General features: G+C 59.5%; 31 protein-coding genes. 13 read left to right on the top strand and 18 right to left on the bottom strand.

From position 1 onward, the window contains the following. The first annotated feature begins 106 nt into the window (after positions 1–106). Complete coding sequence (locus ACRQ1B_RS22580; RefSeq protein ID WP_432296352.1) at positions 107–367, top strand: DUF1344 domain-containing protein; 261 nt, start codon at positions 107–109, stop codon at positions 365–367. A gap of 82 nt (positions 368–449) precedes the next feature. On the opposite strand, the gene ACRQ1B_RS22585 is transcribed toward ACRQ1B_RS22580, so the two are convergent. Beyond that, positions 450–1,349, bottom strand: a complete 900-nt coding sequence (locus ACRQ1B_RS22585) for an NmrA/HSCARG family protein (protein WP_432296353.1) — start codon at positions 1,347–1,349, stop codon at positions 450–452. Positions 1,350–1,440: 91 nt separating this feature from the next. On the opposite strand from ACRQ1B_RS22585, the gene ACRQ1B_RS22590 reads away from it, so the two are divergent. Further along, positions 1,441–1,851 carry a winged helix-turn-helix transcriptional regulator gene (locus ACRQ1B_RS22590; protein WP_432296354.1) on the top strand — a complete coding sequence of 137 codons (411 nt, stop codon included), beginning with the start codon at positions 1,441–1,443 and terminating at the stop codon, positions 1,849–1,851. Between the two features lie 122 nt (positions 1,852–1,973). Here ACRQ1B_RS22590 and ACRQ1B_RS22595 read toward each other — a convergent pair whose 3' ends face one another. Further along, positions 1,974–2,606, bottom strand: coding sequence for a hypothetical protein (locus tag ACRQ1B_RS22595; RefSeq protein ID WP_432296355.1), 633 nt, complete (start codon positions 2,604–2,606; stop codon positions 1,974–1,976). Positions 2,607–2,846: 240 nt separating this feature from the next. Between ACRQ1B_RS22595 and ACRQ1B_RS22600 the strand changes: the two genes are divergently transcribed. From ACRQ1B_RS22600 to ACRQ1B_RS22610, 3 genes are all read left to right on the top strand, one after another. Next, positions 2,847–3,353 carry a DUF4262 domain-containing protein gene (locus tag ACRQ1B_RS22600; RefSeq protein WP_432296356.1) on the top strand — a complete coding sequence of 169 codons (507 nt, stop codon included), beginning with the start codon at positions 2,847–2,849 and terminating at the stop codon, positions 3,351–3,353. 148 nt (positions 3,354–3,501) lie between these two features. After that, positions 3,502–3,969: a cupin domain-containing protein gene (locus ACRQ1B_RS22605; RefSeq protein WP_432296357.1), complete on the top strand. Its 468-nt coding sequence runs from the start codon at positions 3,502–3,504 to the stop codon at positions 3,967–3,969. 116 nt (positions 3,970–4,085) lie between these two features. Beyond that, on the top strand, positions 4,086–4,220 hold the full coding sequence (locus tag ACRQ1B_RS22610) for a hypothetical protein (protein WP_432296358.1): 135 nt from the start codon (positions 4,086–4,088) through the stop codon (positions 4,218–4,220). An 84-nt stretch (positions 4,221–4,304) separates the two neighbouring features. Here ACRQ1B_RS22610 and ACRQ1B_RS22615 read toward each other — a convergent pair whose 3' ends face one another. The 5 genes from ACRQ1B_RS22615 to ACRQ1B_RS22635 all read right to left on the bottom strand — a co-directional run bounded on the left by ACRQ1B_RS22615 (position 4,305) and on the right by ACRQ1B_RS22635 (position 8,965). Beyond that, positions 4,305–5,231, bottom strand: coding sequence for a DUF3800 domain-containing protein (locus ACRQ1B_RS22615; RefSeq protein WP_432296359.1), 927 nt, complete (start codon positions 5,229–5,231; stop codon positions 4,305–4,307). A gap of 215 nt (positions 5,232–5,446) precedes the next feature. Next, entirely contained in the window at positions 5,447–6,037 is a 591-nt protein-coding gene (locus ACRQ1B_RS22620; protein ID WP_432296360.1) for a histidine phosphatase family protein, read from the bottom strand. A gap of 23 nt (positions 6,038–6,060) precedes the next feature. Next, positions 6,061–6,879: an enoyl-ACP reductase FabI gene (gene fabI / locus ACRQ1B_RS22625; RefSeq protein ID WP_432296361.1), complete on the bottom strand. Its 819-nt coding sequence runs from the start codon at positions 6,877–6,879 to the stop codon at positions 6,061–6,063. Between the two features lie 151 nt (positions 6,880–7,030). Beyond that, a complete protein-coding gene (locus tag ACRQ1B_RS22630; RefSeq protein WP_432296362.1) occupies positions 7,031–8,281 on the bottom strand; it encodes a DnaJ C-terminal domain-containing protein in 1,251 nt (416 codons plus the stop codon). 237 nt (positions 8,282–8,518) lie between these two features. Then, entirely contained in the window at positions 8,519–8,965 is a 447-nt protein-coding gene (locus ACRQ1B_RS22635; protein ID WP_432296363.1) for an RT0821/Lpp0805 family surface protein, read from the bottom strand. 61 nt (positions 8,966–9,026) lie between these two features. On the opposite strand from ACRQ1B_RS22635, the gene pdxH reads away from it, so the two are divergent. Next, a complete protein-coding gene (pdxH, locus tag ACRQ1B_RS22640) occupies positions 9,027–9,647 on the top strand; it encodes a pyridoxamine 5'-phosphate oxidase (protein ID WP_432296364.1) in 621 nt (206 codons plus the stop codon). 37 nt (positions 9,648–9,684) lie between these two features. Here pdxH and ACRQ1B_RS22645 read toward each other — a convergent pair whose 3' ends face one another. The 11 genes from ACRQ1B_RS22645 to ACRQ1B_RS22695 form a co-directional block, all read right to left on the bottom strand. Continuing rightward, complete coding sequence (locus ACRQ1B_RS22645; RefSeq protein WP_432296365.1) at positions 9,685–10,800, bottom strand: polysaccharide deacetylase family protein; 1,116 nt, start codon at positions 10,798–10,800, stop codon at positions 9,685–9,687. Between the two features lie 99 nt (positions 10,801–10,899). Continuing rightward, positions 10,900–11,274, bottom strand: coding sequence for a DUF7674 family protein (locus ACRQ1B_RS22650; RefSeq protein WP_432296366.1), 375 nt, complete (start codon positions 11,272–11,274; stop codon positions 10,900–10,902). 39 nt (positions 11,275–11,313) lie between these two features. Then, the gene (locus ACRQ1B_RS22655; RefSeq protein WP_432296367.1) at positions 11,314–11,745 is read right to left on the bottom strand and encodes an ABZJ_00895 family protein; all 432 of its coding nucleotides are present in this window, start codon (positions 11,743–11,745) and stop codon (positions 11,314–11,316) included. Between the two features lie 145 nt (positions 11,746–11,890). After that, positions 11,891–12,163, bottom strand: a complete 273-nt coding sequence (locus tag ACRQ1B_RS22660) for a hypothetical protein (protein WP_432296368.1) — start codon at positions 12,161–12,163, stop codon at positions 11,891–11,893. A 12-nt stretch (positions 12,164–12,175) separates the two neighbouring features. Beyond that, positions 12,176–12,961, bottom strand: coding sequence for a sulfite exporter TauE/SafE family protein (locus ACRQ1B_RS22665; protein ID WP_432296369.1), 786 nt, complete (start codon positions 12,959–12,961; stop codon positions 12,176–12,178). Between the two features lie 131 nt (positions 12,962–13,092). After that, positions 13,093–13,353 (bottom strand): hypothetical protein, encoded by a 261-nt coding sequence (locus ACRQ1B_RS22670; protein WP_432296370.1) that lies wholly within the window; start codon positions 13,351–13,353, stop codon positions 13,093–13,095. Further along, the gene (locus tag ACRQ1B_RS22675) at positions 13,350–13,808 is read right to left on the bottom strand and encodes a DUF2778 domain-containing protein (protein ID WP_432296371.1); all 459 of its coding nucleotides are present in this window, start codon (positions 13,806–13,808) and stop codon (positions 13,350–13,352) included. Before ACRQ1B_RS22675 ends, ACRQ1B_RS22670 begins: the two co-directional genes overlap by 4 nt. Before the next feature lie 132 nt (positions 13,809–13,940). Beyond that, positions 13,941–14,468, bottom strand: a complete 528-nt coding sequence (locus tag ACRQ1B_RS22680) for a GNAT family N-acetyltransferase (protein ID WP_432296372.1) — start codon at positions 14,466–14,468, stop codon at positions 13,941–13,943. Positions 14,469–14,479: 11 nt separating this feature from the next. Continuing rightward, positions 14,480–15,895, bottom strand: a complete 1,416-nt coding sequence (tldD, locus tag ACRQ1B_RS22685) for a metalloprotease TldD (protein WP_432296373.1) — start codon at positions 15,893–15,895, stop codon at positions 14,480–14,482. A gap of 265 nt (positions 15,896–16,160) precedes the next feature. Then, complete coding sequence (locus ACRQ1B_RS22690; protein ID WP_432296374.1) at positions 16,161–16,664, bottom strand: YcxB family protein; 504 nt, start codon at positions 16,662–16,664, stop codon at positions 16,161–16,163. Then, positions 16,664–17,242, bottom strand: coding sequence for an invasion associated locus B family protein (locus ACRQ1B_RS22695; protein ID WP_432296375.1), 579 nt, complete (start codon positions 17,240–17,242; stop codon positions 16,664–16,666). Before ACRQ1B_RS22695 ends, ACRQ1B_RS22690 begins: the two co-directional genes overlap by 1 nt. A 319-nt stretch (positions 17,243–17,561) precedes the next feature. Here ACRQ1B_RS22695 and coxB point away from each other — a divergent pair, with 319 nt between their 5' ends. From coxB to ACRQ1B_RS22730, 7 genes are all read left to right on the top strand, one after another. Then, positions 17,562–18,443, top strand: a complete 882-nt coding sequence (coxB, locus tag ACRQ1B_RS22700) for a cytochrome c oxidase subunit II (protein ID WP_432296554.1) — start codon at positions 17,562–17,564, stop codon at positions 18,441–18,443. 15 nt (positions 18,444–18,458) lie between these two features. Next, positions 18,459–20,177: a cytochrome c oxidase subunit I gene (gene ctaD / locus ACRQ1B_RS22705; protein ID WP_432296376.1), complete on the top strand. Its 1,719-nt coding sequence runs from the start codon at positions 18,459–18,461 to the stop codon at positions 20,175–20,177. 78 nt (positions 20,178–20,255) lie between these two features. Beyond that, positions 20,256–21,212, top strand: a complete 957-nt coding sequence (gene cyoE, locus ACRQ1B_RS22710; RefSeq protein ID WP_432296377.1) for a heme o synthase — start codon at positions 20,256–20,258, stop codon at positions 21,210–21,212. Next, positions 21,212–21,349, top strand: coding sequence for a cytochrome c oxidase system small membrane protein (locus ACRQ1B_RS22715; RefSeq protein ID WP_132273684.1), 138 nt, complete (start codon positions 21,212–21,214; stop codon positions 21,347–21,349). The genes cyoE and ACRQ1B_RS22715 overlap by 1 nt, the downstream gene beginning before the upstream one ends. 108 nt (positions 21,350–21,457) lie before the next feature. Beyond that, entirely contained in the window at positions 21,458–22,033 is a 576-nt protein-coding gene (locus ACRQ1B_RS22720; RefSeq protein ID WP_432296555.1) for a cytochrome c oxidase assembly protein, read from the top strand. A gap of 48 nt (positions 22,034–22,081) precedes the next feature. Beyond that, entirely contained in the window at positions 22,082–22,957 is an 876-nt protein-coding gene (locus tag ACRQ1B_RS22725) for a cytochrome c oxidase subunit 3 (protein WP_432296378.1), read from the top strand. Between the two features lie 41 nt (positions 22,958–22,998). Then, positions 22,999–24,180, top strand: coding sequence for a glycosyltransferase family 4 protein (locus tag ACRQ1B_RS22730; RefSeq protein WP_432296379.1), 1,182 nt, complete (start codon positions 22,999–23,001; stop codon positions 24,178–24,180). Positions 24,181–24,206: the final 26 nt, after the last annotated feature.

Genomic DNA, 24,206 nt, shown 5'->3' on the forward strand with positions numbered 1-24,206 from the left:
ACCATTAAGTCTAAAAATGTCACGATCCCGGGCAAATTCCGCCACAATCAGGAGGCTATTTGTGTACCAGTCAAAGTCACCGAACCGCTCCCTTAGGGCTCACACAATGCGCATCCTCATCGCCGCACTTCTGGCAACGGCCAGCATCCTCTCTCCCATCAACGGCTGGGCGCAGAGTGTCGATGTGGAAGCGACCATCAAGACTGTCGATGTGAACAAGCTTTCCCTGACGCTCGATGACGGCAAGACCTACAAGGTACCGGAGGAATTCAACTTCGATGGCCTGCAGGCCGGCGTGAAAGTCGTGGTGTTCTATACCGTGGTCGACGGCAATCGCGTTGTCGACGATCTGGAGATCGTGCAGTAACTTCGCGGCTCTCCAACGTCATGCATTGGCCCCGAACCCAACCGGTTGCGAGGCTTTTCTGTTTTATGGCCTGTCCTATTCTTCAAGGCGTATTTCCGTGGACGCCTGTCGCAAGGGCGTGTTCGAGCGCCTTGCGGCCGCTGCCGGCAAGCCAGTCTCGCAGGCGCAGCATGTCGGGGTTGAGCCGCCGCAGGGCATCCAGATCCGCATGCTGCGAAAGTGGCCCGTCTTCCAGGCTTTTCGCCATCTGCGCCAGATCCGCGTTCGCGGCGAGAACATCATCGGTAAAGCGGGAATAGACGATCGGCCGCCCGGCGGCTTCGGTAAAGGCCGCCGCCATCTCAGTGCCGGTCACGGTATCGCTGGCGATCTTCAATGTCTTGCCGGCGAAACCGGATGGATCGGCAAAAATGGCGGCAACGAATTTGCCGATGTCGTCCACGGCGGTCAGTTGCATCTTCCGGTTCGGATGAATGAGCGAAACCAGCCTGCCTTCCTCCAGTGCAGATCCCGGGCGCACCAGCATCTCCATGAAGATCATTGGTCTGACGATCGTGGCTGTCAGCGGCAGTGTGCGAATATGGGCCTCGATCTGCGGTTTGGCATCGAAGCGCGGCACTCCTGTCAGCTTGTCGCCGACGCTTGCGCCCGACGAATAGACGAAATGTCGTATTCCTTCCGCGGCCGCCATATCGGCGATGGAAATGCCGTGGCGCATTTCGTCGTCGGCGGTCAGGTTGGCGGGCAGCACGCTGAACACGCCACGGGCATCCCGCATGGCTGAGCGGATGATGTCGGTGTGGTCGAACGATGCCCTTACCAGTTCGGCACCGGCATCCCGCAATGTCGTTGCGGCCGCATGGTCTGGATCGAGCACGATGGCGCGCACCGGCCGACGTGCGCTTATCAGTGCCCTGGCCACCGATCCGCCCTGCCGGCCGGTGGCGCCGAAAACCACGATGGGATGTTTGTTCTGGAGCATGGAATGACCCTCATGTTGGAACGAGGGTTCTCCATATATACTGTCGGCAAACCGGCGGAAGACGGCACATTTTCCAGCCTCGGGCACAAGGATGATACGCTTGAACAATGGCATCCATAAAAATCTCGCGCGGGCAGGGCATGGCGGCCCGCAATTCAGGCCTGATCCGGACAATGGCATCTGCGCGCGTCTGGGCGACAAATGGACCGTGCAGGTCATCTGGCGACTGTCGCTTGCGGAAGGGCGAAGGCTGCGTTTTTCCGAGCTGAAGACCGGCCTCGACGGGATTACCCAGCGCATGCTCACCCTCACGCTTCGCAATCTCGAACGTGACGGTCTCGTATTGCGCCATTATTTTCCGGAGGTGCCGCCGCGCGTCGAATACGAACTGACCGACATGGGCGCCGGCATCATCAGGGCGCTGGAAGGAGTGAATGTCTGGATCAGGGACAATCTGGCCGAGGTGGAAAAATCCCGCCGGGCTTATGATGGGCGCGTGTGAGGCACATCCTCATGACCGGAAATCTGCGCGGCGATCCGCCTGGGGTTTCTTCACGCTGAAGGCTGCCGGCAGACCGAAGCGACGCGTACTGCCGGATCGGTTGTCGAACCCGAAGGTTTCGTCTAGCGAAGAAGCCCGTCAAGATCGAATTCTTCCCACCCGCGCGGCTTCGGTGTCAGGTCATCGGGATCCTGCTCCGGCTTTTTCGGGGCCTTCGCAGCCTTCTTTTTCAGCGACCGCGTCAGTTTCGCCTGATAGGCGGCCCGACGCCGTTTCTCCGCCTTTGCCTCGATATCGTCCTCCCGCCATTCATCGACGGCCCCCCGGTCGAGAAGGTCTTCCACGACCTTGGGGTCGAAGACATGAAAGGTGATCTGGCGAGCCCGGCCGTTTAGGCGGACAGTTCGCGTGCCGGCACTGGGCAGCCGTCCGTCGGCAAGCCATCGATGACGTTCGCTCGTCTTGATGGTGAGGATATCCTCGATCTCGCGCGGAATGACGGGCAGCGTTTCAGCCTCTTCCATCACCTTCGAGATGACGGTAACCGCAGCGGAGAAGGCGGCCTTGCCGCTGGCCGGCATCGCAAGCGTGATCTCGTTGCCTTCAAGGATAACCGACTTTTTCGAGGTGGCGGGAAGCCGCGCCTGGATTTCCTGCAAAATGCCTTTTGCCCGAACCGATGATCCCAAGGTGGCCGCTGGTGACAACGTCCATGTTCTGAGCAGTTCGATATCGGTGTTTGCGGATTTGGGCATGTTGGTCAGATGGGGTTGGTTGGCGTTTAGGTCAACGATGCCATTGGCGCATACAGGCATGCGGGCGGGATTGCATGTTTTCGGCAGCTTTGCGCCATAAGCGTGTCTTGGATACCTGATCGTCAGATATTCTGAAAGCGACCTGCCCGGCCACGACACTATCATGGCTCATCTTGTCGGCAGGATCGTTTCTCGATTGCGGCCCAGGCCACCCGATGACATAAGTAGGCGATGCCTCCTGTGACAACCGTCATCGATGACCCGCCTGCAGATTTGCAACCCTATGAGATCAATTTGATCGAAGGGGTGAGGCAGCATGGATGGCAGACCACGTCGGTCGGCGCAGACACTGATGGCGATCCCGCGTTCAGCTACACGATCGGGTTCTGGCTGACAGTTGGCCAGCCCGAAGTGATCGTGTTCGATTTCCCGCCGCAGTTGGCCCATGATGTCTTTGGAACCATGATGAGGAAAGCGCGCGAGGGTCATCGTTTCGTGACGGGCGAGCCGATTGAAGGTATTTTGTCCAACGAGATCGTCTATCTTCTTCCTGTCACGCGCGTCGCGAGCGTTCAGTATCTCCGGTCGAGCGATTGGTTTTATCGAAGGGCTGAGTTCCCTGTCGTCCAACTGGTATGGGCGGACCGGGCCGGGCGGTTCCCCTGGGAGAATGATTTCGACAAAACTCTGGCGGTGCGCCAGCCCGACCTCTCGGGTGGTTACCGCCGCACCCTGATGACCAGATAATCGTCTGGGCTTTGCGATCCAGCGTCAAGCATCACCGTTTCGTCACGTCAACTCCCGGCCAAAATGCCGCCACGGCGCCGAAGAGGAAATTGCAGCTGTCGGCCGTTTGTTATAGTGATCATCTGTCGGAAATGGAGCCAGTAGCCAGATGACGAGACGTCCAGTTGTTGCAGAAAATGCCCCGCTTCGGACAAAACCCAGCAACTATCCCGAGCCATTCGCCTCCATGATGGCCGGGCGGCAGAAAAGGCCGCTCGGCGACCTGTTCGGCCTTACCAATTTCGGCGTCAACCTGACCCGGTTGGTGCCGGGCGCTGTCTCGGCCCTGCAGCATGTCCATACGAAACAGGAGGAATTCATCTATATTCTGGAAGGGCATCCGACGCTGGTTCTCGACGGTGAAGCGACGCCCATGGAGCCCGGCATGGTCATGGGGTTTGCAGCGGGCGGTGTCGCGCACCATGTCGAAAACCGCACCGATGCCGATTGCGTCATTCTGGAAATCGGCGACAGGTCCATCGGCGATGAGGTTCGTTATCCCGTCGATGACATTCAGGCTTTGATGGGGGCGGACGGCAAATGGATGTTTGCCCGCAAGGACGGTGCGCCCTACTGAAACACTTGTGATGGGCAGTCATGATCTGCGTCAACATGGCCGATATTGCATTCGCCAATTTTGGCGTAGAGCTTGCCGCGATAGACAAGTGTCAATAACGGTCTGGACATATCGAAATGACGAATTGGGTCGACTGGTTCCCTTTGGTCTTCTTTCCGCTCAAGGTTATCGTGCTGGGCGTGGGCATGTTCTACGCCATCAAGTGGCATCGCGATCAGGCGAACAAGGACAATAAGAGCAGCGGACAGTAAGTGCCCGCCGGTTAGGGCGGTTCCATTTAACGGTGAACCGTCGCAAGATACTCGATGGGATCTGGGTATTAATCCACTCGACGGCTATTTTTCCTTGATCACCTCGACGGTTAGCGTTTCAACGACCGTCGTCGTGACCTTTACCTCTTGAGCGGCGATCAATGCGTGACCCAGGGCACCTAGCTTGGGCTCGGAAATCGGGCGTGGTTTCGGCGGGGGTGGGCGCTTCAGTACGGTGCTATGTGTGGCGATCGCATGAATGCGCTGCCAAAAATAGTCTTGGTACGGCGCATAATTCTCGAAACCGTCAGTATCTAGGCGATAGTTCCAAAGCCGGCCAGTGATCGTGGCGATCCAGTCTGCGGCTTGGATGTTCTGGTTGAGATAGCTTTCGACCTCAAAAGGCGGGCTGGACATGCGCCGAGCCGGCTCATTGCCGAACATGGTCTTTGCAGCGGTTTCGAGCAATTCCTTTCGAACCGAATTTTCATCCATCACGATGACGAAATTTTCGTCGATGCTTTCGCAGTAGCTGTCGATCTGTCTGATCGCGTGGGAGAGGATCGTCTTGTAGAGGCCGTTCGCATTGAGATCGTCGCGATCTCTTATCTTCTCCCGCCCGTAATAAAAGACTTTCCCGTCTCTCGCACGAACCTCGTTGAGCATGCGAAACATGCCGGCGCGAATGTTGGGGTATTTACGAATGGAATTTGCGGTAAAAAAGTTGGTCCCCTTCTTTTCCCACTCGTATCCTTGTTTGCCCGACTTTGCGATTTCCTCTCTAAGCATGTTCTGCTTTTGCTTGAGGAAATAAGTCCCAAATCCGCGGATCGCGCGCGCCGGCATGAGGTATCCGGCCAATCCGAAAACCGGGCTGGTATTGTGCTGCGGATGATTACGGGAATGGTATGGGCCGTTGTGCCCGAACTCGTCCAGAAACGCGAATATCATGAAACGCGGAAGCCCGCGTTTTGAACACGCGGGCCCCTGAATGAGCGCGGAAGATCGCAAGCGATTTCCGCATCTCCAAGATTTAAATACGCGAACTGCGTATTGGTTTCAAGCGTAGATAATTTCATGTTGGCTTCACCGACACGATCATCATTTGCTTCAATGAGTATTCGATGTATTTTTCGAATTCAATATGATGATTGATCGGATTTTTGGACTGCCTGTTTCAGACCGCGCGACACGGCGTTCACGTGCTTTGCCAAGCAGTCTTCATCTCAGATCCAATCGATCCGCTTCTCATCCCGGTTAATCCCAAGAATCCGGTCCTGTGGGATCGGGATGCTCGCCGCATCATCCTCCGACATGTCACCGACAAGGCGGAACAACGTGCGGATGACGCCGCCGTGGCACACGCACACGGTCGGCTGGGTGACGGATTGCAGCCATGCGCCAACCCGCCATGAGAGGATTTCATAACTTTCCGCATCGTCGCCGGGGGGAATGAAACCCCATTTTTCGGCCTTGCGGGCGGCAAGCCGTTCCGGCTCGCGCTGGCGCACTTCCTTCAGCGTAAACCCTTCCCAGTCTCCGAAGGAGAGTTCGCGCAGGCGCTCATCGATGCGGTAGTCTTTCGGGGGGAGGCCCATGGCCTTGCGAGCCAGTTCCATGGTCTCGCGCGTGCGCGCCATCGGGCTCGACACGAAATCGAAATCGGCGACCCGATCATCGATCAGGCCGCTCAACTCCTCGCCGTTTGCGGTCGCCTGTGAGCGACCGTAATCATTGAGATCGATATCCTTCTGGCCCTGAAGCCGGCCCTCGGCGTTCCAGTCTGTCTGGCCGTGGCGAATGACATAAATCAGCAATGCGGCATGCCTTTATAAAGAAGTCAGTCCTTGATGACCGAGATATCCGGCGCGTCGACCGCCTTCATGCCGATCGTGTGGTAACCGCTGTCGGCGTGGTGCACTTCGCCGGTCACCGAACGCGACAGGTCGGAGAGCATGTAGAGGCCGACATCACCGACTTCCTCGATGGTGACGGTGCGGCGCAGCGGCGCGTTGTATTCGTTCCACTTGAGAATATAGCGGAAATCGCCGATGCCGGACGCGGCCAGCGTCTTGATCGGGCCGGCCGAAATGGCGTTGACGCGGATGTTCTTCGGGCCGAGGTCGACGGCGAGATATTTGACGCTGGCTTCGAGAGCGGCCTTGGCAACGCCCATGACGTTGTAGTTCGGCATGACCTTTTCCGCACCGTAATAGGTCAGCGTCAGCATCGAGCCGCCATCGGTCATCAGCTTTTCGGCGCGGCGTGCGATCGAGGTGAAGGAATAGACCGAGATCTGCATCGTCTTGGCAAAGTTGTCGGCAGAGGTGTCGACGTAACGGCCAGTCAGTTCGTCCTTGTCGGAAAAACCGATGGCGTGAACGATGAAATCGATCTTGCCCCACTGCTTTTCGACGTTTGCGAACACTTCGTCGATCGAAGCCTCGTCGGTCACGTCACAGTGGCCGGCCATGAAGGCGCCGATTTCGGTTGCCAGCGGCTCGACGCGCTTCTTCAGCGCATCGCCCTGCCAGGTGAGAGCGATCTCGCCGCCCTGTGCGTGAATGGCCTTGGCAATGCCCCATGCGATCGAGCGGTTATTGGCAACGCCGAAGATGACGCCGCGTTTGCCTGCCATGAGGCCGGTAGCCTGAACCATGAATAGTCCCCTGAACTGCAATGGCGGATACCCGCCTGAATAGTAGGTTGCCTATGGCATAGGCGGACCGGTGGTTCAAGCTTGCGGAAGATCATCTCCTGTTAGAGACCGTAACAAAGGGTGCGCAGCAACAGAAAGCGTCGCAAATTCTTCACACATACAGGCCGTGGCGCATGTGTTTCATCAGGTCTGTGACCTTTTCGTCCGGCTTTTCCCACAGCACGACCCGCAATTCCACCACCAGCGCACCGCGTCCGCCGGCGCCATCGGCAAGGCCGAGGCCATCGAGCGTGATGCTGCGGTCGGAACCGGACCATGCGGGAATGGTGATCGGCACTTTTCCACCCGGCGTCTCGACTTCGGTCTCCGTACCAAGCACGGCATCCTCCAGCGAAATGGCCAGAACCGTGTGCAGATCGAACCCTTCCAGGCGGAAACGTTCATGGCGAGCGACACGCACGGTCACGACCAGATCGCCGCGCGCGATGGGGGAAGGCATCTTGATGCCCTGACCCTTCATGCGCAGCACATGGCCATCGGTCATGCCGGCTTCGAGCGGCAGTTTCACATCGCGTTCGTCAGCCAGATGCATCGGCACGGTGTTCTGGGCAATCAGATCATCGAGCGTGACGATCACTTCCGCCGTCATGTCCGGCGCCTTTTCCGGGGGCACGCCGCGCCAGCGGCGCACCAGTGCCGCGACAAGCTCCACCGCCTGCATCGGCAAAGGCTGTTTTATCGGGCTATCTGCCTTGGTGGCGCTGTCATCGGCGGCAACCGAGCTTTCAGAGCCGGTCTCGGTCTTCGCGTCGGCTTCCGCCTTGGTCTTTGCCCGTTCCTGCTGTTGGGCCTGTGTCTGCTGTTGGGCCTGATGCTGCGCCTGGGCTTTTGCCTGCGCCGCCGCCTTGTCACGGGCGGCGTCGGTGGCCTCGTCGCCGGAACCGAAAATGCGCTCGATCATATCTTCGGCGTCTTCAACCTCGGGCTCGGCAGCGGTGTGGGCCTGCGTTTGCGAGGCCGTTTTCGGCTTTGCCTGGGCTTGCGCCTGTGTTTGGGCTTGGGCCTGGTTCTGGGCGCGCTGCGCATTGGCGCGCGCCAGTTCCTCCATCACCTTTTCCGCATTGGCACGGGCAGCCTTGGCGCGTTCTTCCGCCTGGCGGGCAGCTTCACGCTGCTGCATGATGGTCTGGTGCATATCGGCGGCCTTGTCGTAACGGCGGCGCTTGTCCGGGTCTTTCAGCACATCATAAGCCTGGCCGATTTCGGCAAAACGGCCGGTCGCGCTCGGGTCGTCGAGATTATGGTCCGGGTGGACGGATTTCGCCTTCGTCCGCCATGCGGCCTTGATTTCGTCGGCGTCCGCGTTGCGTTTTACGCCGAGGACAGAATAGGGATCGCGCATCGTGCACCACCGGTTACTCTAGGGCGGCGGGTCCGCGATCATTCTGGACCCCCGAGATCAAACAACTCTTGCAGGGCGCCGTCGGTTCCTCATGTCCGGAAAGGCGTCTGCGTAATGACAAGACGCTACCAGAGGAACCGCTAAGGAGAGGTTGAAAATCAAGGTAAACGGCAACCGCTATAAAAGGTTACCGGAAGACGTTATTGTATCGGGAGAAGGTAGTTTTACCGATTGCTCTTACTGGCGATCGAAGGAGGTCAGCATCCAGTCGCCACTATTGGTGAGGCAGGTCTGGCCGGTGAATTGCGCGATGCCTTCAAAGGAATGGCGCGTCGTGGTAAAGTCGCGGCAGACATGGCCCTGATTGCGGGCCTCGCGGATCGAGGATACCACGCCGGCGCTGCCGGTGGTGGTGTTGGCCCAGGGCAGCGGCGACATCGACACCTTGGAAAGGTCTGCGGAGGACACGGCGTTCTGCACGGTGACTTCGTCGGACATGGTGGTCGGGTTGCGCTTGGCCTGTATCGTGCCCGTCGACATGCGATCCACCTTGTCGCCGCCGAACAGGTCGAGCGAACTGGTGCAGCCCGAAAGAGTGGCGATCACGGCTGCGATAGCGAAACCTCTTGCCGCAAACGCGCGCGTCTGGCTTGTGCGGCTGTCTGTCTTTGCTATCAATGCCAACTTGCGTCCACTTCGAAACTGTTTCGGATGCACTTCATATATCGGGAGCATTTTCGTCAATATGACAGAAGTTGAGTTAACATCCGGTGACTTCACCGAGGAAAATGAACCATTTTCGCTCTTTGGCGCCTGGTTGCAGGACGCCACGGCCTCGGAGATCAACGATCCGAATGCCGTTGCGGTTGCAACCGTGGACGAAAATGGCCTGCCGAACGTGCGTATGGTGCTGTTGAAGGGCTATGACGAGCGCGGTTTCGTCTTCTATACGAATTTCGAAAGCCAGAAGGGGCGCGAGCTTCTGGGGCAGCAAAAAGCGGCCATGGTTTTCCACTGGAAATCGCTGCGCCGACAGGTGCGTCTGCGCGGCGAGGTCGAGGTCGTGAGCGATCGGGAAGCCGACGACTATTATGCGACGCGCCCGCGCGGCAGCCGCATCGGCGCCTGGGCATCAAAACAGTCGCGACCATTGGAAGGCCGGTTCGCGCTGGAAAAGGCGGTGGCCGAATATACCGCCCGTTACGCGATCGGCGACATTCCGCGCCCGCCGCACTGGTCGGGTTTCCGGATCAGGCCGGTGTCGATCGAATTCTGGCACGACCGTCCGTTCAGGCTGCACGACCGCGTGGAGTTTCGCCGCGAGACGCCGGAGGGTGATTGGCAAAAGGTGCGGATGTATCCGTGAGTTTTTGAGGGGCTGCCACGCGCTTGCCCCTTCGGAACTACCCCACCACTTCACCCGCCGGTGAAAGGCCCTTGTCACCCGCCGTGCGCGGTTTGGTCGAAAGCGCAAACGGCAGGCCGGATGCCAGTGCCGAAACATAACGCGGCTGCTGGTAATAACCGTTCAGCGAAATGCGTGGCAGGCCGGTCATGCGGTCGCTGAGCGCATCGCTGATCGTGCCCGGCCGCGTGGTGACGGCGAGATCGAAACCGAGTTCGCGGGCCAGATCCTTGTCGCGCTGCGAAACCGCGCTCGCAGTGCCATAGGGGTAGGCAAAACTTTTCGGCCGCTGCCCAAAAGTCTGCTCCATCCACTCGATACAGGCGCGCATCTCCTCGCGTGCCTCTGCCCCATCCAGTTGCGCGATGGAGCGATGGCTGACCGTGTGGGCGCCGAGCGAGGCCAGCGGATGTTTCGACAGGGCCTGTAATTCCCCGATATCCATCGTCAACTGCCGGGTAATGTGCAGCGGATCGATGCCGTGGCGTGCGGCCAGCGCATCGATCACCGCCACCTGCGTGGTTTCGGGACCGGACGCGATGAACCGTGAAAAATGGTCGAAGGCGTCGAGCTTGTCGGTGCCGGTTTCGAGCGGAAGCGTGATTTCTCCCGCACCGAAATCGAAGCGGATTTCCGGTAGAACGTTCAGGAGAGCGGCCAGGGTTTCCCACCACATCCCGTGGGTGCGCTCCGCAAATCCCTTGGCAACGAAGACCGTGAAGGGCACGCCATGGCGCTCGAACACCGGCAATGCGTATTCGACATTGTCGCGATAACCGTCATCCAGTGTGAAGGCGGCGAAAGGTTTTGCGCCGGCAGGGTGCGGCTCTCTCATGCGCGATGCCACATCGCAAAGCGACAGGAAGTCGTAGCCATCGGCCTTCAACTGGCGGATGGCGCCATCGAGAAATTCGGGGGTGATGTCGAGATGGGCGTTCGGTTCTGCCGGATGGCCCTCGGGCGGGCGCACATGATGCAGCGTGAAGATGGCACCGCGCCCACGCGCCGACGGCATGATGTTGGCACGCGCCGCAAGGGCGGCCGCTTCAAGGCCGCTCAAGATCAGCGCGCGCTTGACGCTTCGGCGCCAGACTGCGTCAAACCTGCCCGTCATCGCGATTTTGCCACCCCGGATGTGATCATTTGAGGGAAACTAGCGCGGTTGTCTTAAGCGTTGTTAAAGAATGGCGGGCGGGGTTTTGGGGGAGGGAACTTATCTGCGCTCGCGGCAGGCCGCTTCAAGCGCAGCAACCACCGTTTCATCCGCGTGATAGCCCATCAGCGCCCACCATGCCCGAACCTCCTCCGCGCCGATCAGTTCGGGCAGGCGCGCACGCACATGCGTGTCTTCGGCAAGATGTTCGATAAAGGCGTGAGCAACGGCGGTGCCGATGTCGCGGTTTGGCGAGGCCATGCAGTCGCGGGCGTAATCCATGATCCGCCGGGCCTTGTCCAGCTCACCGGCTTTCACGACCGTGTCGAAATGCAGATGCAGCTCGATCCATGCCGCCATGGGAGACCATGTGCGCTCGATGACGTCACGCAGCTCAGGTGCGGCCTCGATGGCCTTGCGGCGCCATGCGCTCATGATCCACTTTCTGCCGGTTTTCGTTGAGGGGCCGCCACCTCACGCCGCCTTCTTCACCGCCTGCCGGAAGGACAGCCAGAAGCTGAGGCGCACGATGAGGATCTGCAGAACGGCGATGACGGCAAGCACGATCACCATGGTCAGACCTGCGCCGGTCAGCTCGTTCCACAGCCGGTCGTCGCCCGAAAGGCCCAGAATGGCGGCGCCGGAGGACAGGAGGGTCGCGATGAGGCCGCACATGGCTGCCAGCGCCCAGGCGCGGCCGCTCGCAGGGGCTGCCTTTTCGCGTGAAAACCACACATTGGCGGCCACGCCACCGGCGGCGAACACGACGATCAGCCCCATGGCGGGGTTGTTGAACGGCAGGAAGGTGACGACGATCACGAGAAGAACGACCAGTGCCCCAAATGCAGCCGTAAAAATACCCAGTATGGCCGGTGTCGACATCGGGCGCGCTTCACCATTCTGCATGAAAATTTCCTTCTCTGGAAATATTAGAAATTTTATAGTGAATACAGATGTCGCGAAGTTTCTGTCGTTATGTCTGTATTGATGCTATTTTGTTGTTTGCAGAATTTTTTGCATTGCGCAATACAATGTCGTTCCACGCGGACGTTTAGTACAAAATCCAGAGCAAAGCCAAAGCCAGGGCGTCGGCAAGAAGCAGGGTGAAACCACAGATTAATGGAAGGCTGTCGCCGTGCGTTGCCCAGCGCAACGACGCCATGGAAATGATGCCGAGCGAGACAGGCAGGCCGGCGACGATGGTATGGAGCCAGCCCCATGTCGCGCCCGGCGCATCAAAGCCCATCGCGATCAGCATGAACGCCCACGGAGCGGTAAGCAACATACCCAAAAGTGCTGCAATGCAAAGACCTTTGCCAAGCATTGACGGCCCCTTCTACCGCCACGCATCGAACAGCGGCAAGCCGATCAACCCCGCCATGGCGATCAGCGAATAACAAATCCGCCGAAACGTCTTTTCGCTGGCGATGCCGAACAGGTGCGAGCCGAGATAAAGCCCGGCCCCATAACCGGGGGCGATGACGGCTGCCAGCAGCACGACCTCAAGCGTGAGAATGCCGCTGACGATATAGGAGGTGGCGGAAATCACCGTGGCGAGCGCAAAATAGACGACGAGATTGGCGCGCACCGTCTGCGCCGGAATGGCGCCGCCCAGCCAGTAGGCGACAACCGGCGGGCCGGACATCTGGGCCGCACCACCGAACAGGCCGGCCAGCCAGCCGACACCGATCGTCAGCGGCACCTTCGGGCGGCCATGATAACGCCAGCCGGACATCAGGAAGGCAAGCAGCAGCAGGACCACGCCGGAAATGATCCAGCGCAACGTCACCGCCGGCGCGAGCGCCAGAAGCGCGGTGCCCAGCGGCACGCCGAACAGCGCGCCGATCAGCATCGTGCCGACCTCGCGGCGGTTGGCCTTTTTCCATCCGGCCGGCACCATGCCGAGCGTCATCGTGCCATCGATCAGAAGCAGCAGCGCCGAGGCGATTTTCGGGGTCATGGCGGCACCGGCCAGCGGCACAAAAATCAGCGCGCCGCCAAAACCGGAAAAACCGCGCGCAAGGCCGGCAATGGTGGCGGCGGCAAAGACGAAGGCCACCTGTGACCAGTTCTGGCCGGGCAGCCATGCGTTGAGCGTATCGAGAAAGGTTTCGAGGGACATGGCGGGTGGATCGCTGCGGCATGGGTTAGGTGCCGCAGGTGCCCGGATTTTCGAGAATGTGTCAAGCGGCGGGTTTTGAGGGGCGCGCCGCCTGTGTTTTCAAGCATCAGGATTGCTTCCCGTGCCAGTGCTCAGGCGCGTCGCCCTGCAAGGCGCAATCCCGCCCAGGTGATCAGGGCCACAAGCGGGATGCTGACACCAAACCCGATCAGAAGTTCAAGGTCCGCCACCTGTTCCGCATTCTGCGCCCCGTAAAGGGACGCCAGATATTCCGCAACGGAAACGGGAACGGCAGGAAAATAATCCGGATACAAAAGCCAGAAACGCGTGAGGAGCGCGGATATCGCGATCACCCACACGAGAAACAGCAGAAACAGAAACGGCTTCCTCATGACACAACGACCTTGCCATAGGCCTGAAGATCGGTGCCCGGCACGGTCTGCGGTGTCGCATTCTTCAGGATGCTGCGGATTCGCTGGAAATCATTGCGGTTTTCGATGGTGATGCAGCCTTCGCTTATGCCAAGCGGCCCCTTCGGATGCAGTCTGAAATTGCCGCGCTTGATCTCCTCGCACAGTGTCTCGTCATCGATCTTGCCGTCAACGGCATAAAGCGCGAACCACTCGGAACGGCCGCTGAAAATATCGCGGACCCAGCCAAGCGTGCCGCCGGACTGGCGGTCGAAAATGTAATAGGTGCCCGGCGGTATCGGGCCGACACCCGCCATGCAGGCGAATTCCAGCCGGTTGGCGCGGTCGCCCAATCCTGAAAAAGCAGGCACGGAGGCCGCGCCGCATTTGAATACACTCATCGGGCGGTTGTTGAGAGAAAATGTGCAGTCGATCATTATGCCTGAAATCCTCGGGTCACGTCATGTCAATGACGCCGACAGATAAGGCGATGTGTCGAGGGAACAAGTGTTGTTGAGGCTTTATTGGGCGAAACTGCGCGATTATCTCGTGGAGATCGATGTATATCGTCAATATACCGTAGATTTACTAAGGCTTCCGGATGGTCCGCGCAGATCTATCCGGTAAAACCGCGTATCCACCTTCATGAACAGAAACGTTTCCGGCAGATGCGCCTTCTCCACCTGCTCAAAACCGTGCTTTTCATAAAACCGGTGTGCGGCCAGAAATTTTTCCGTCGTGCCGAGAAAGATCTCGCTCAAACCGGCCCCGGCGGCATGGGCAAACAAGCGCTCCAGCAATCTTGCCGCCGTGCCGTGTTCGCGGCCGCGCGCTTCCGCTGCCACGAACATTTTTCGAAGCGTCGCCTGATCGTTGCCGATGTCCTTCAGCCCGATGGTGCCGACGATCACGCCGTCCTTTTCCGCCACCCAGAACCCGCCTTTATCCGTCTGGTAGAAGTCGGGAATGACGGCGAGGTCCGGTTGGTCCTCGGCGGTGATGGAAAAGCCAAACTCTTCGCGCTGGATCGGCAGGATGACCGAAACCACGCCATCCTTGTCCTTCGGTTCGAACGGGCGGACGGTGATCTCGCTCATGACCGAACCTCTCAGGCCTTGGTGCCGCCCACGGTCACCTGATCCATGCGCAGATGCGGCTGGCCGACGCCGACCGGCACCCACTGGCCGGCCTTGCCGCAATTGCCGATACCGGTATCGAGTTTCATGTCGTTGCCGACCATGGAAATCCGCTTCATCGCATCCGGGCCGTTGCCGATCAGCATCGCGCCCTTCACCGGCGCGCCCAGCCTGCCGTTCTCGATCATATAAGCCTCGGTGCAGCCGAACACGAATTTGCCCGACGTGATATCCACCTGTCCGCCGCCGAAGGACACCGCATAGATGCCCTTCTTCACCGACGAGATGATTTCTTCCGGCGTCTTGTCGCCGGACAGCATGTAGGTATTGGTCATGCGTGGCATCGGCACATGCGCATAACCCTGACGACGGCCGTTGCCGGTCGGTTTCATGCCCATCAGGCGGGCATTCTGGCGGTCCTGCATGTAGCCGACCAGACGTCCGTTCTCGATCAGCACATTATAGGCGGACGGCGTGCCTTCGTCGTCGACGGTGATCGAACCACGACGGTTGTCGATCGTGCCGTCATCGACGACGGTGACGCCGGGAGCGGCCACCATTTCGCCGAGCAGGCCGGCAAAGGCCGAGGTTTTCTTGCGGTTGAAATCGCCTTCCAGACCGTGGCCGACGGCTTCGTGCAACATCACGCCCGGCCAGCCATTGCCCAGCACGATGTCCATTGTGCCGGCCGGCGCATCGATCGCTTCAAGGTTGACGAGTGCCTGCCGCAGCGCATCGTCGGCGCCGCTCTTCCAGTTGCCTTCTCTCACGAATTCGCCGAAGCCGACGCGGCCGCCGGTGCCGAAGGAACCGCTCTCCTGACGGTCACCGTCACCGACGACGACGGAAATGTTGATGCGCGTCATCGGACGCACATCCTGCACGCGGTGGCCATCGGCGCGCAGGATATCGACTACCTGCCAGGAAGCGGCGATGGATGCGGAGACCTGCCGCACTTTCGGGTCCTTGTCGCGCAGATAGGCGTCGATTTCGGCCAGCAGCTTGGCTTTCGCTTCAAAACTCGGCTCGCCGATCGGGTTTTCGTCGCCGTAATACTTTTTGTTTGTGCGCTGCGGGGCGGCCGCGTAGGAGCCGGAATAACCGGAGGTGACGGCGCGCACGGCATCGGCGGCGCGTTTCAGTGCCGCTTCAGACATGTCGCCGGAATGCGCATAACCGACCGCTTCACCGGCGACGGCGCGCAGGCCAAAACCCTGGTCGGTGTTGAAAGATCCACCCTTCAGCCGGCCATTGTCGAAGGCCAGCGATTCCGCCTGCGCATGTTCGAGATAAAGCTCGCCGTCATCGGCGCCGGAAAGCGTCTGCGCCAGGATCTCGCGCAGTCTGGTTTCATCGACGTCGAACAGGTTGAGAAGGTCGGTGTTCATGCATGCTCCTTGGCGGCCTGTCGGACTGGTGGTTGTGGCTGCCCCTCATCCGCCTGCCGGCACCTTCTCCCCGCCCGCGGGGAGAAGGGGTATGCCGCGCCATTTTGCCTCAAGCGAAACGAACGCGTGTGCCTCGTTCCCTCTCCCCGTTTTGACGGGGAGAGGGTTAGGGTGAGGGGCAGACACAAGCGCAAACGCAAATCACTTGCCCAACCGAAATATATCAGGAATCCGATGTAGGTCCGCCACGGGGCGGACGCAAGCCTCAAGCCTTTTGCCCAACCACCATCTGCTCTGCCCGCGCTTTCAGATGCGCCTGCACCACGTCCGGCATGCCAGCCTTTGGAAAGGTGTCGAACACGGTCGTGTCGGTGAAGATCAGAAAGGCGCTCTGCAGTTCCCAGATCTCGGTCACGTCACGCCATAGCATGCCGCCTTCGCCAATGTCGGACACAACGGCAATGCCATCCGCATTCACGGTCACATCAGCCGTGCGGCGGTGCCGCTTCAGTGTGCGGGCGATCAGCATGCGCTGGAAGATGAAAACGCAGATGAACGGCGCGACAGCGAGCAGCAGCAGCACGGCCGCAAACACGTCGTTGCCGCCGGCGCCAAAAAGGTAGACGGAAAAGGCCGCCATCAGGGCTGCCATCACCCACGTCATGCGCTGCTCGATAAAGGCGCGACGCATGATGAAGGTGCGGACAGAGTCTTTTACGACGCCGTCGTCATAGGCGAGGGTAAAGCTCTGGCTCTCGAAGGCTGCCATCAGGGCAGGGCGTCGTAGCCGGGGCCAAAGCCGGTCAGCTCGATCGGAATACCGACACGGTCCTGATCGACCGATTCACGCAGCGCGAACACGGCGCTCTTGCCGGCGCGCAGGATGCGCATCAGTTCGTCGTCGATCTCGACTTCAACGTAACAGCCCTCGTTGAAGCAACGGGTGAAATAGGCGCGGCCGATATTGTTGTTGTCGACGTAAAGCTCCATGCCATCCTTCAGCAACACGCCAAGCGGTGCGAGGATACGCAGGATTTTCGATTTCTGGTCGGCGGTCTTCAGCACGACGACGGACAGGCCCACTTCCGGGCGGTCGTCGGCAATCACGTTCTGCATCAGCGCGCATTGTTCGGTGGCGGCACCGGCCGGCTTGTCGCAGAGAACGGACCATGCGCCGTGGCTGCCGCGCACATTGCCGGGCTGCTGCGGCGTGGTGGCTTCCGGCCGCGGCTGCTTTTCGTTCGAAGTCGGCGGCGCCAGCTGCGCGGATGCCGAAAAGGCAAAGCCGGTGGCTAAAGCTGCAACGCAGACGGACAGAACACGGTGGCGGATAACGCGAAGCGCCATGAAAACCTCAAGATATCGAATCACGGCGCATTGTCGTCGCCGACCCCAGGAATGAAAAGCCTTAAGCCCTCTTTCCAGCCGAGTGCGGCGAAAGTGGGACTGCGGCTTCAAGCGGACCACGCCTGCTCTACCGGGGATAGGCCGTTGCCGCAAGGGTTTGAAACTGCGCGCAAAGATTGTGTGCAGGCGGGCTAAAATGCCGCAGCAGGGCGAATGTGCGCATATTGCGGCAAAACGCAAATTATGATTGAACCGGGGTGTGTAGCAGGGAAATCTGCATTGCGATTTGAGCCGGATCAAAATGTAAGGGAGGTGCATGATGATTTTACGGGCTTTCGCGGGGGTCGGTACGCTGATCTGTCTGCTCTCGGCGACTGCTGCAGTCGCCGACCAACCAAAACCCTGGCAACTGGATCTCCAGGAGCCGGTGACGCCGATCATGCACCAGATCAAGTGGTTCAATCACTACTCGCTCTCGTTTATCGTGCCGATCACCCTTTTCGTGCTGGTGCTGCTGATCGTCGTGGCGGTAAAATTCCGTGCGGCGAAAAATCCGGTTGCCTCGCGCACCAGTCACAATACCGCGATCGAGATCGTCTGGACCGTCGCTCCGGTGCTGATCCTGCTTTTTCTCGCCATTCCCTCGTTCAATCTTCTGAACGCGCAGCTGACCATGCCCGAAAATCCGGACATCACGGTCAAGGCGACGGCCACTCAGTGGCAGTGGAATTATGAATATGAGGGCGGCGACAATCCGCTCGCCTTCGATAGCTACATGCTGAAGGAACCCGATCGTGCGGCGGCCGGCAAGGAAGACGTCAAAATCTATCCGCGCCTCTTGGCTGTCGACAATGAGGTGGTTCTTCCGGTGAACAAGACCGTGCGCGTGCTGGTGACGGCCGCGCCCACCGACGTTATCCATGCCTTCGCCATGCCCGCCTTCGGCGTCAAGATCGACGCCGTACCCGGCCGCCTGAACGAAACATGGTTCAAACCCGAAAAGGAAGGCCTCTACTACGGCCAGTGTTCCGAGCTTTGCGGCAAGGACCACGCCTTCATGCCCATCGCCATCCGTGTCGTGTCTCAGGACAAGTTCGACACCTGGAAGGCTGCCGCCGCGGGAGATCTTCCCGGCGCCTACAAGGCATTGATGGCCGCGACCGATGCAGCACCTGCATCCGTTGCCGTGGCTTCGAAGTAAGGGGAGGGACACAATATGGCCGGACATAACGATCATTCACATGATCACGCCCACGATCATTCGCACGACCACTCACATGACCACGGGCATTCGCACGACGATCACGCACATCATCACCACAAGCCGTCCTTCTTCACGCGCTGGTTCCTGTCGACCAACCACAAGGATATCGGCACGCTCTACCTGATCTTCGCGATCATGGCGGGCATTGTCGGCGGCCTGATGTCGGTTGCCATGCGCATGGAACTGCAGGAACCCGGCATCCAGATCTTCCACGGTCTGGCGGCGATGGTTTACGGTTTTGAAGGCGATGCCGCCATCGATGGCGGCAAGCACATGTTCAATGTGTTCACCACCGCGCACGCGCTGATCATGATCTTCTTCATGGTCATGCCGGCGATGATCGGCGGTTTCGCCAACTGGATGATCCCGATCATGATCGGTGCGCCGGACATGGCGTTTCCGCGATTGAACAACATTTCCTTCTGGCTGATCGTGCCGGCCTTCCTTCTGCTGGTTCTTTCGATGTTCGTCGAAGGCCCGGCAGGCGCTTATGGCGCGGGTGGCGGCTGGACCATGTATCCGCCGCTCGCCAGCTCCGGCCAGCCGGGACCGGCGGTCGATCTGGCGATCTTTGCGCTGCATGTGGCGGGTGCCTCGTCGATTTTGGGCGCCATCAACTTCATCACCACGATTTTGAACATGCGCGCACCGGGCATGACCATTCACAAGATGCCGCTGTTTGCATGGGCCGTTCTGGTCACGGCGTTTCTGCTGCTGCTGTCGCTGCCGGTTCTGGCGGGTGGCATCACCATGCTGCTGACCGACCGCAATTTCGGCACCAGCTTCTTTTCGCCGGAAGGCGGCGGTGACCCGATCCTCTACCAGCACCTGTTCTGGTTTTTTGGTCACCCGGAAGTCTACATTCTGATCCTGCCCGGCTTCGGCATTATCAGCCACATCATCTCCACCTTCTCCAAGAAGCCGGTTTTCGGTTATCTCGGCATGGCCTATGCCATGGTGGCGATCGGTGCTGTCGGCTTCATCGTCTGGGCCCACCACATGTATACGGTCGGCCTGTCGCTGGATGCGCAGCGTTATTTCGTCTTCGCCACGATGGTCATCGCGGTTCCGACAGGGGTCAAGATCTTCTCGTGGATCGCGACGATGTGGGGTGGCTCGATCACGTTTGCGACGCCAATGGTCTGGGCGATCGGCTTCATCTTCCTGTTCACGGTGGGTGGTGTGACGGGTGTTCAGCTGGCCAATGCCGGCCTCGACCGTTCGCTGCATGACACCTATTACGTCGTCGCGCACTTCCATTACGTGCTGTCGCTCGGCGCCGTTTTCGCCATCTTCGCGGGCTGGTATTACTGGTTCCCGAAAATGACCGGCTACATGTATAACGAGTTCGTCGGAAAACTGCATTTCTGGGTCATGTTCATCGGTGTGAACCTGGTGTTCTTCCCGCAGCATTTCTTGGGCCTTGCCGGCATGCCGCGCCGTTATATCGATTATCCGGATGCGTTCGCAGGCTGGAACTATGTCTCCTCGATCGGCTCCTACATCTCTTTTGTGGGTGTACTGATCTTCCTCTTCGGCGTATGGGAAGCCTTCGCAAGGAAGCGCGTCGCGGGGGATAACCCGTGGGGAGAGGGCGCAACCACGCTGGAATGGCAGCTGTCTTCACCGCCGCCGGTCCACCAGTGGGAACAGCTGCCGCGCATCAGATAAGCATTTGACACACTCTGGGGGGAGGCAGCGCAGCGATTGCGCCGCCTTCGCCATACGATACGAGAACAGGACGACCGCATGACAGTCATTCAGGATCACGACACATTCGGCAGCGAGCAGGCGTCAGGCCTGTCGGAAGCCAATGCGCGCGATTTTTTCGAACTCCTGAAGCCGCGCGTCATGTCGCTGGTCGTGTTCACCGGTTTTGTCGGCATGGTTCTGGCACCCGGTCATATCAACCCGATCCTCGGTGCCATCGCCATTCTCTGTATCGCCGTCGGCGCGGGCGCGTCCGGCGCGCTGAACATGTGGTATGACGCCGATATCGACAAGGTGATGACCCGCACCGCCAAACGCCCGATCCCGGATGGCCGCGTGCAGCCGCGCGAAGCCTTGGCTTTCGGCTTGACGCTGTCGGTGTTTTCCGTTGCGATCCTCGGCCTTGCCGTCAACTGGTTCGCCGCCGGCCTCTTGGCCTTCACCATCTTCTTTTACGCCGTCGTTTATACGATGTGGCTGAAGCGCTCGACGCCGCAAAACATCGTCATCGGCGGTGCCGCCGGCGCCTTTCCGCCCATGCTGGGCTGGGCCTGCGTGACGGGTGATGTGTCTGTGAACAGCACCATCCTGTTCATGATCACCTTCATGTGGACGCCGCCGCATTTCTGGGCTCTCGCCCTGTTCAAGATGCGCGATTACGGTTCCGTCGGCATTCCGATGATGCCGAATGTCGTCGGCGAACGTTCCACCAAACGCCAGATGTTCGTCTACACGCTGCTGACCTTTGCGGTTGCCGTCGCGCCGGCCTTTACCGGTCTCGCCAGCATCGGTTACGGCATCTTTGCCGCCGTCCTCAGTGCCATCTTTACCTTCTATTCCATCCTCGTGCTGCGCATGCCGGATGGCGATGAAAAGATGGTGCCGGCGAAAAAGATGTTCTTCTATTCCATCTTCTATCTGTTCGCCATTTTCAGCGCACTGCTGGCCGATCACTGGCTGGCCGGCGTTTGGGGCATCTTTGGAGTGAGTGGATGATCGAAACGGTCAAGCTCAACGAGGCGCAGAAAAAATCCAGACGAGGGCGCAATGTGGCGCTCGGTCTGGTGTTGGCGGCGCTGGTTGTGCTGTTCTACATCGTGACGCTGATCAAGATCGGCGGCTTCGCAAACTGACGGGAGGCAGGATTGACGGAGGAGACAGGGAGGAAAGAGCCGGGTTCGCCATCTGACGGCGGAGCTTCGGCTGGCGTGCAGCCATCCACGGCAAAAACCGTCAAGCGGATGAGCAACGGCTCCATCATGGTGTCCTGCTTCATCTTTGCCTTTGGCATGGTCGGCGCGGCTTACGCATCCGTGCCGCTCTACCGACTGTTCTGTCAGGTCACCGGTTACAACGGCACCACCCAGCGCGTCGAACAATATTCCACCCGCATTCTCGACCAGAAGATCCGCGTCACCTTCGATGCCAATACATCGAACGGCCTCAACTGGGATTTCCGCCCGGTCGATCGCTCGATCGAGCCAAAACTCGGCGAAACGGTGCAGATTTCCTACAAGGCGACCAATCGCTCCCCGCATGACGTGACGGGCACGGCCGTTTTCAACGTCACGCCGATGGAGGCGGGCGCCTATTTCAACAAGGTCCAGTGTTTCTGTTTCACCGAAACGACGCTGAAGCCGGGCGAAACGCTGGACATGCCTGTGGTGTTCTTCGTCGATCCGGATCTCGCGACCGCCGAAGAAACAAAACATATCCGCACGATTACGCTGTCCTACACATTCTATCCGAGCACGCCGGCGGCCAAGCCCGTCGCAGCTTTGCCGGATAAAAACGTGACGGACGGCAGGAAACTGTAAGAGGGTTTGCCTTCGGGCAGAAAAGGTTCAGGTCAGGGGAGTGACGACATGGCCGATGCGCATCAGAAGAACCACGATTACCACATCATAGACCCGAGCCCCTGGCCCTTCCTGGCCTCGATCGGCGCCTTCATCCTCACCTTCGGCGGCGTCGGTTACATGCGCTATCTGCATGGCGGCGAATTCAAGATTTTTGGGCTCAACCTTGCGACGCCGTGGCTGTTTTTCATCGGCCTCGCCATCGTCGTTTATACGATGATCGGCTGGTGGGCGGATACGATCAAGGAAGGCCGCGAAGGCCACCATACCCGCGTCGTGTCGCTGCACCTGCGGTACGGCATGATCATGTTCATCGCTTCGGAAGTGATGTTCTTCGTGGCGTGGTTCTGGGCGTTTTTCGATGCCAGCCTTTACCCGCATGAAGCCATTCAGGCGTCGCGTCTGGAATTCACCGGCGGTCAGTGGCCGCCCAAGGGCATCGAGGTTCTCGATCCCTGGCATCTGCCGATTTATAACACGGTGATCCTGCTGCTTTCCGGCACCTGCGTGACATGGGCGCACCACGCGCTTCTGCATGGTGACCGCAAGGGCCTGATCAACGGTCTGGCACTGACGGTGGCGCTCGGCGTGCTGTTTTCCTGCGTGCAGGCTTACGAATACGCGCATGCTCCGTTCGACTTCAAGAATTCGATCTATGGCGCCACCTTCTTCATGTCGACCGGCTTCCATGGTTTCCACGTTCTGGTCGGCACGATCTTCCTGATCGTCTGCCTGATCCGGGCGATATCAGGCGGCTTCACGCCGGAAAAACATTTCGGCTTCGAGGCAGCCGCCTGGTACTGGCATTTTGTCGACGTTGTCTGGCTGTTCCTGTTCTTCGCGATCTATATCTGGGGCGATTGGGGCGCGCCGCTGGCGCATTGAGCCGGCGACGCAGACCGAACAGGAAGCAGGGAAGGCGGGTGTTGGGAGGCACTCGCCTTTCTTCTGTTTATGGGCTTCTGTTTGGCGGGGCTGGACGTGGCGTGGCGGGCGATGCCATGGTCGGTGAAAACGTCACGCGGGCAGCCTCGAGAATGCCGATCCACCATTTCTACAGCACCGATTACGAACAAAAAACCGGCGGCTGGATCTACAATCGCCACCTGATCGACTGGCTCGACCGCCATCTGAGCGGCGTGCGGGAAATCACCGTGCCGGTGTGCTTTCCGACGCCCGATGCGGGGGTGTTGGACGAGATCGCAGCGCTGTTCGATGAAATCGAGCCGGGTGCGGTTCTGCTGATGGACCACATCTATGGCTGCATGCTTCTGCCGATCCTTCGGGAGCGGAAATTTCGGCTGGTGTTGATCTATCATCATTCGATGACGGAGGAGCGAGGGGAGGGAGAGGCCGCCACGGGCCGCGATACCGTCGAAAAATCCGCGCTGGAACTCGCAGGCGCCATCATCGTCACATCCGACAAAAGCCACGCCTACATCGCGAGCGGCTATGGCATAGCGGACGAAAAGATCGTCACCGCCAAACCGGGCAACGATCCGGTACCGCAAAGTCCAGCCTACGACGGCGGGCCGTGGCGCATGCTCTCTGTCGGCGCGGTCATTCCGCGCAAACGTTACGAGTTTCTGATCGAGGCCTTGGCGAAGATCGACCGATCCGACTGGTCTCTCATCATCGTTGGCAACACGGAACGTTACCCCGATTACGTCGCCTCCCTGCAGAACTTCATCGATATCAGCGGCCTGAACAACCATATCACGCTCACCGGCGAACTGTCTCCCGATGCGCTGGAGGCACTGTGGCAGAAGGCCCACCTCTACGCGGCATCCTCGCTCTACGAAGGATACGGCATGGCGATTTCGGAGGCGCTTTGCCGTGGCATTCCGGTGATCTCGACACCCTCGGGTGCGGTCGCGAGCTGGGCGGCGGAGGTTGCTATGCTGGTGGATGCGGATGATCCGGCGGAGATAGCAGAGCGTATCGCGGCGATGATGGGAGATGCGGTCGCTTATGGTGCTGCACGCGAGAGGGCGAAGAATTTTGCCGCCGGGCTGCCATCGTGGGAGGACAATATGGCGATCGCGGGCGAAGCGATCAGGCGGCTGGGGGTGATGTCCGAAACGAACGGCTCGCTTGTTCGTAAGTGAAAATTGTCTTACATTGTCTTGCGTCT

The sequence above is a fragment of the Endobacterium panacihumi genome (genome assembly GCF_050847465.1).
In the GTDB taxonomy this organism is placed as follows: Bacteria; Pseudomonadota; Alphaproteobacteria; order Rhizobiales; family Rhizobiaceae; genus Neorhizobium; species Neorhizobium panacihumi.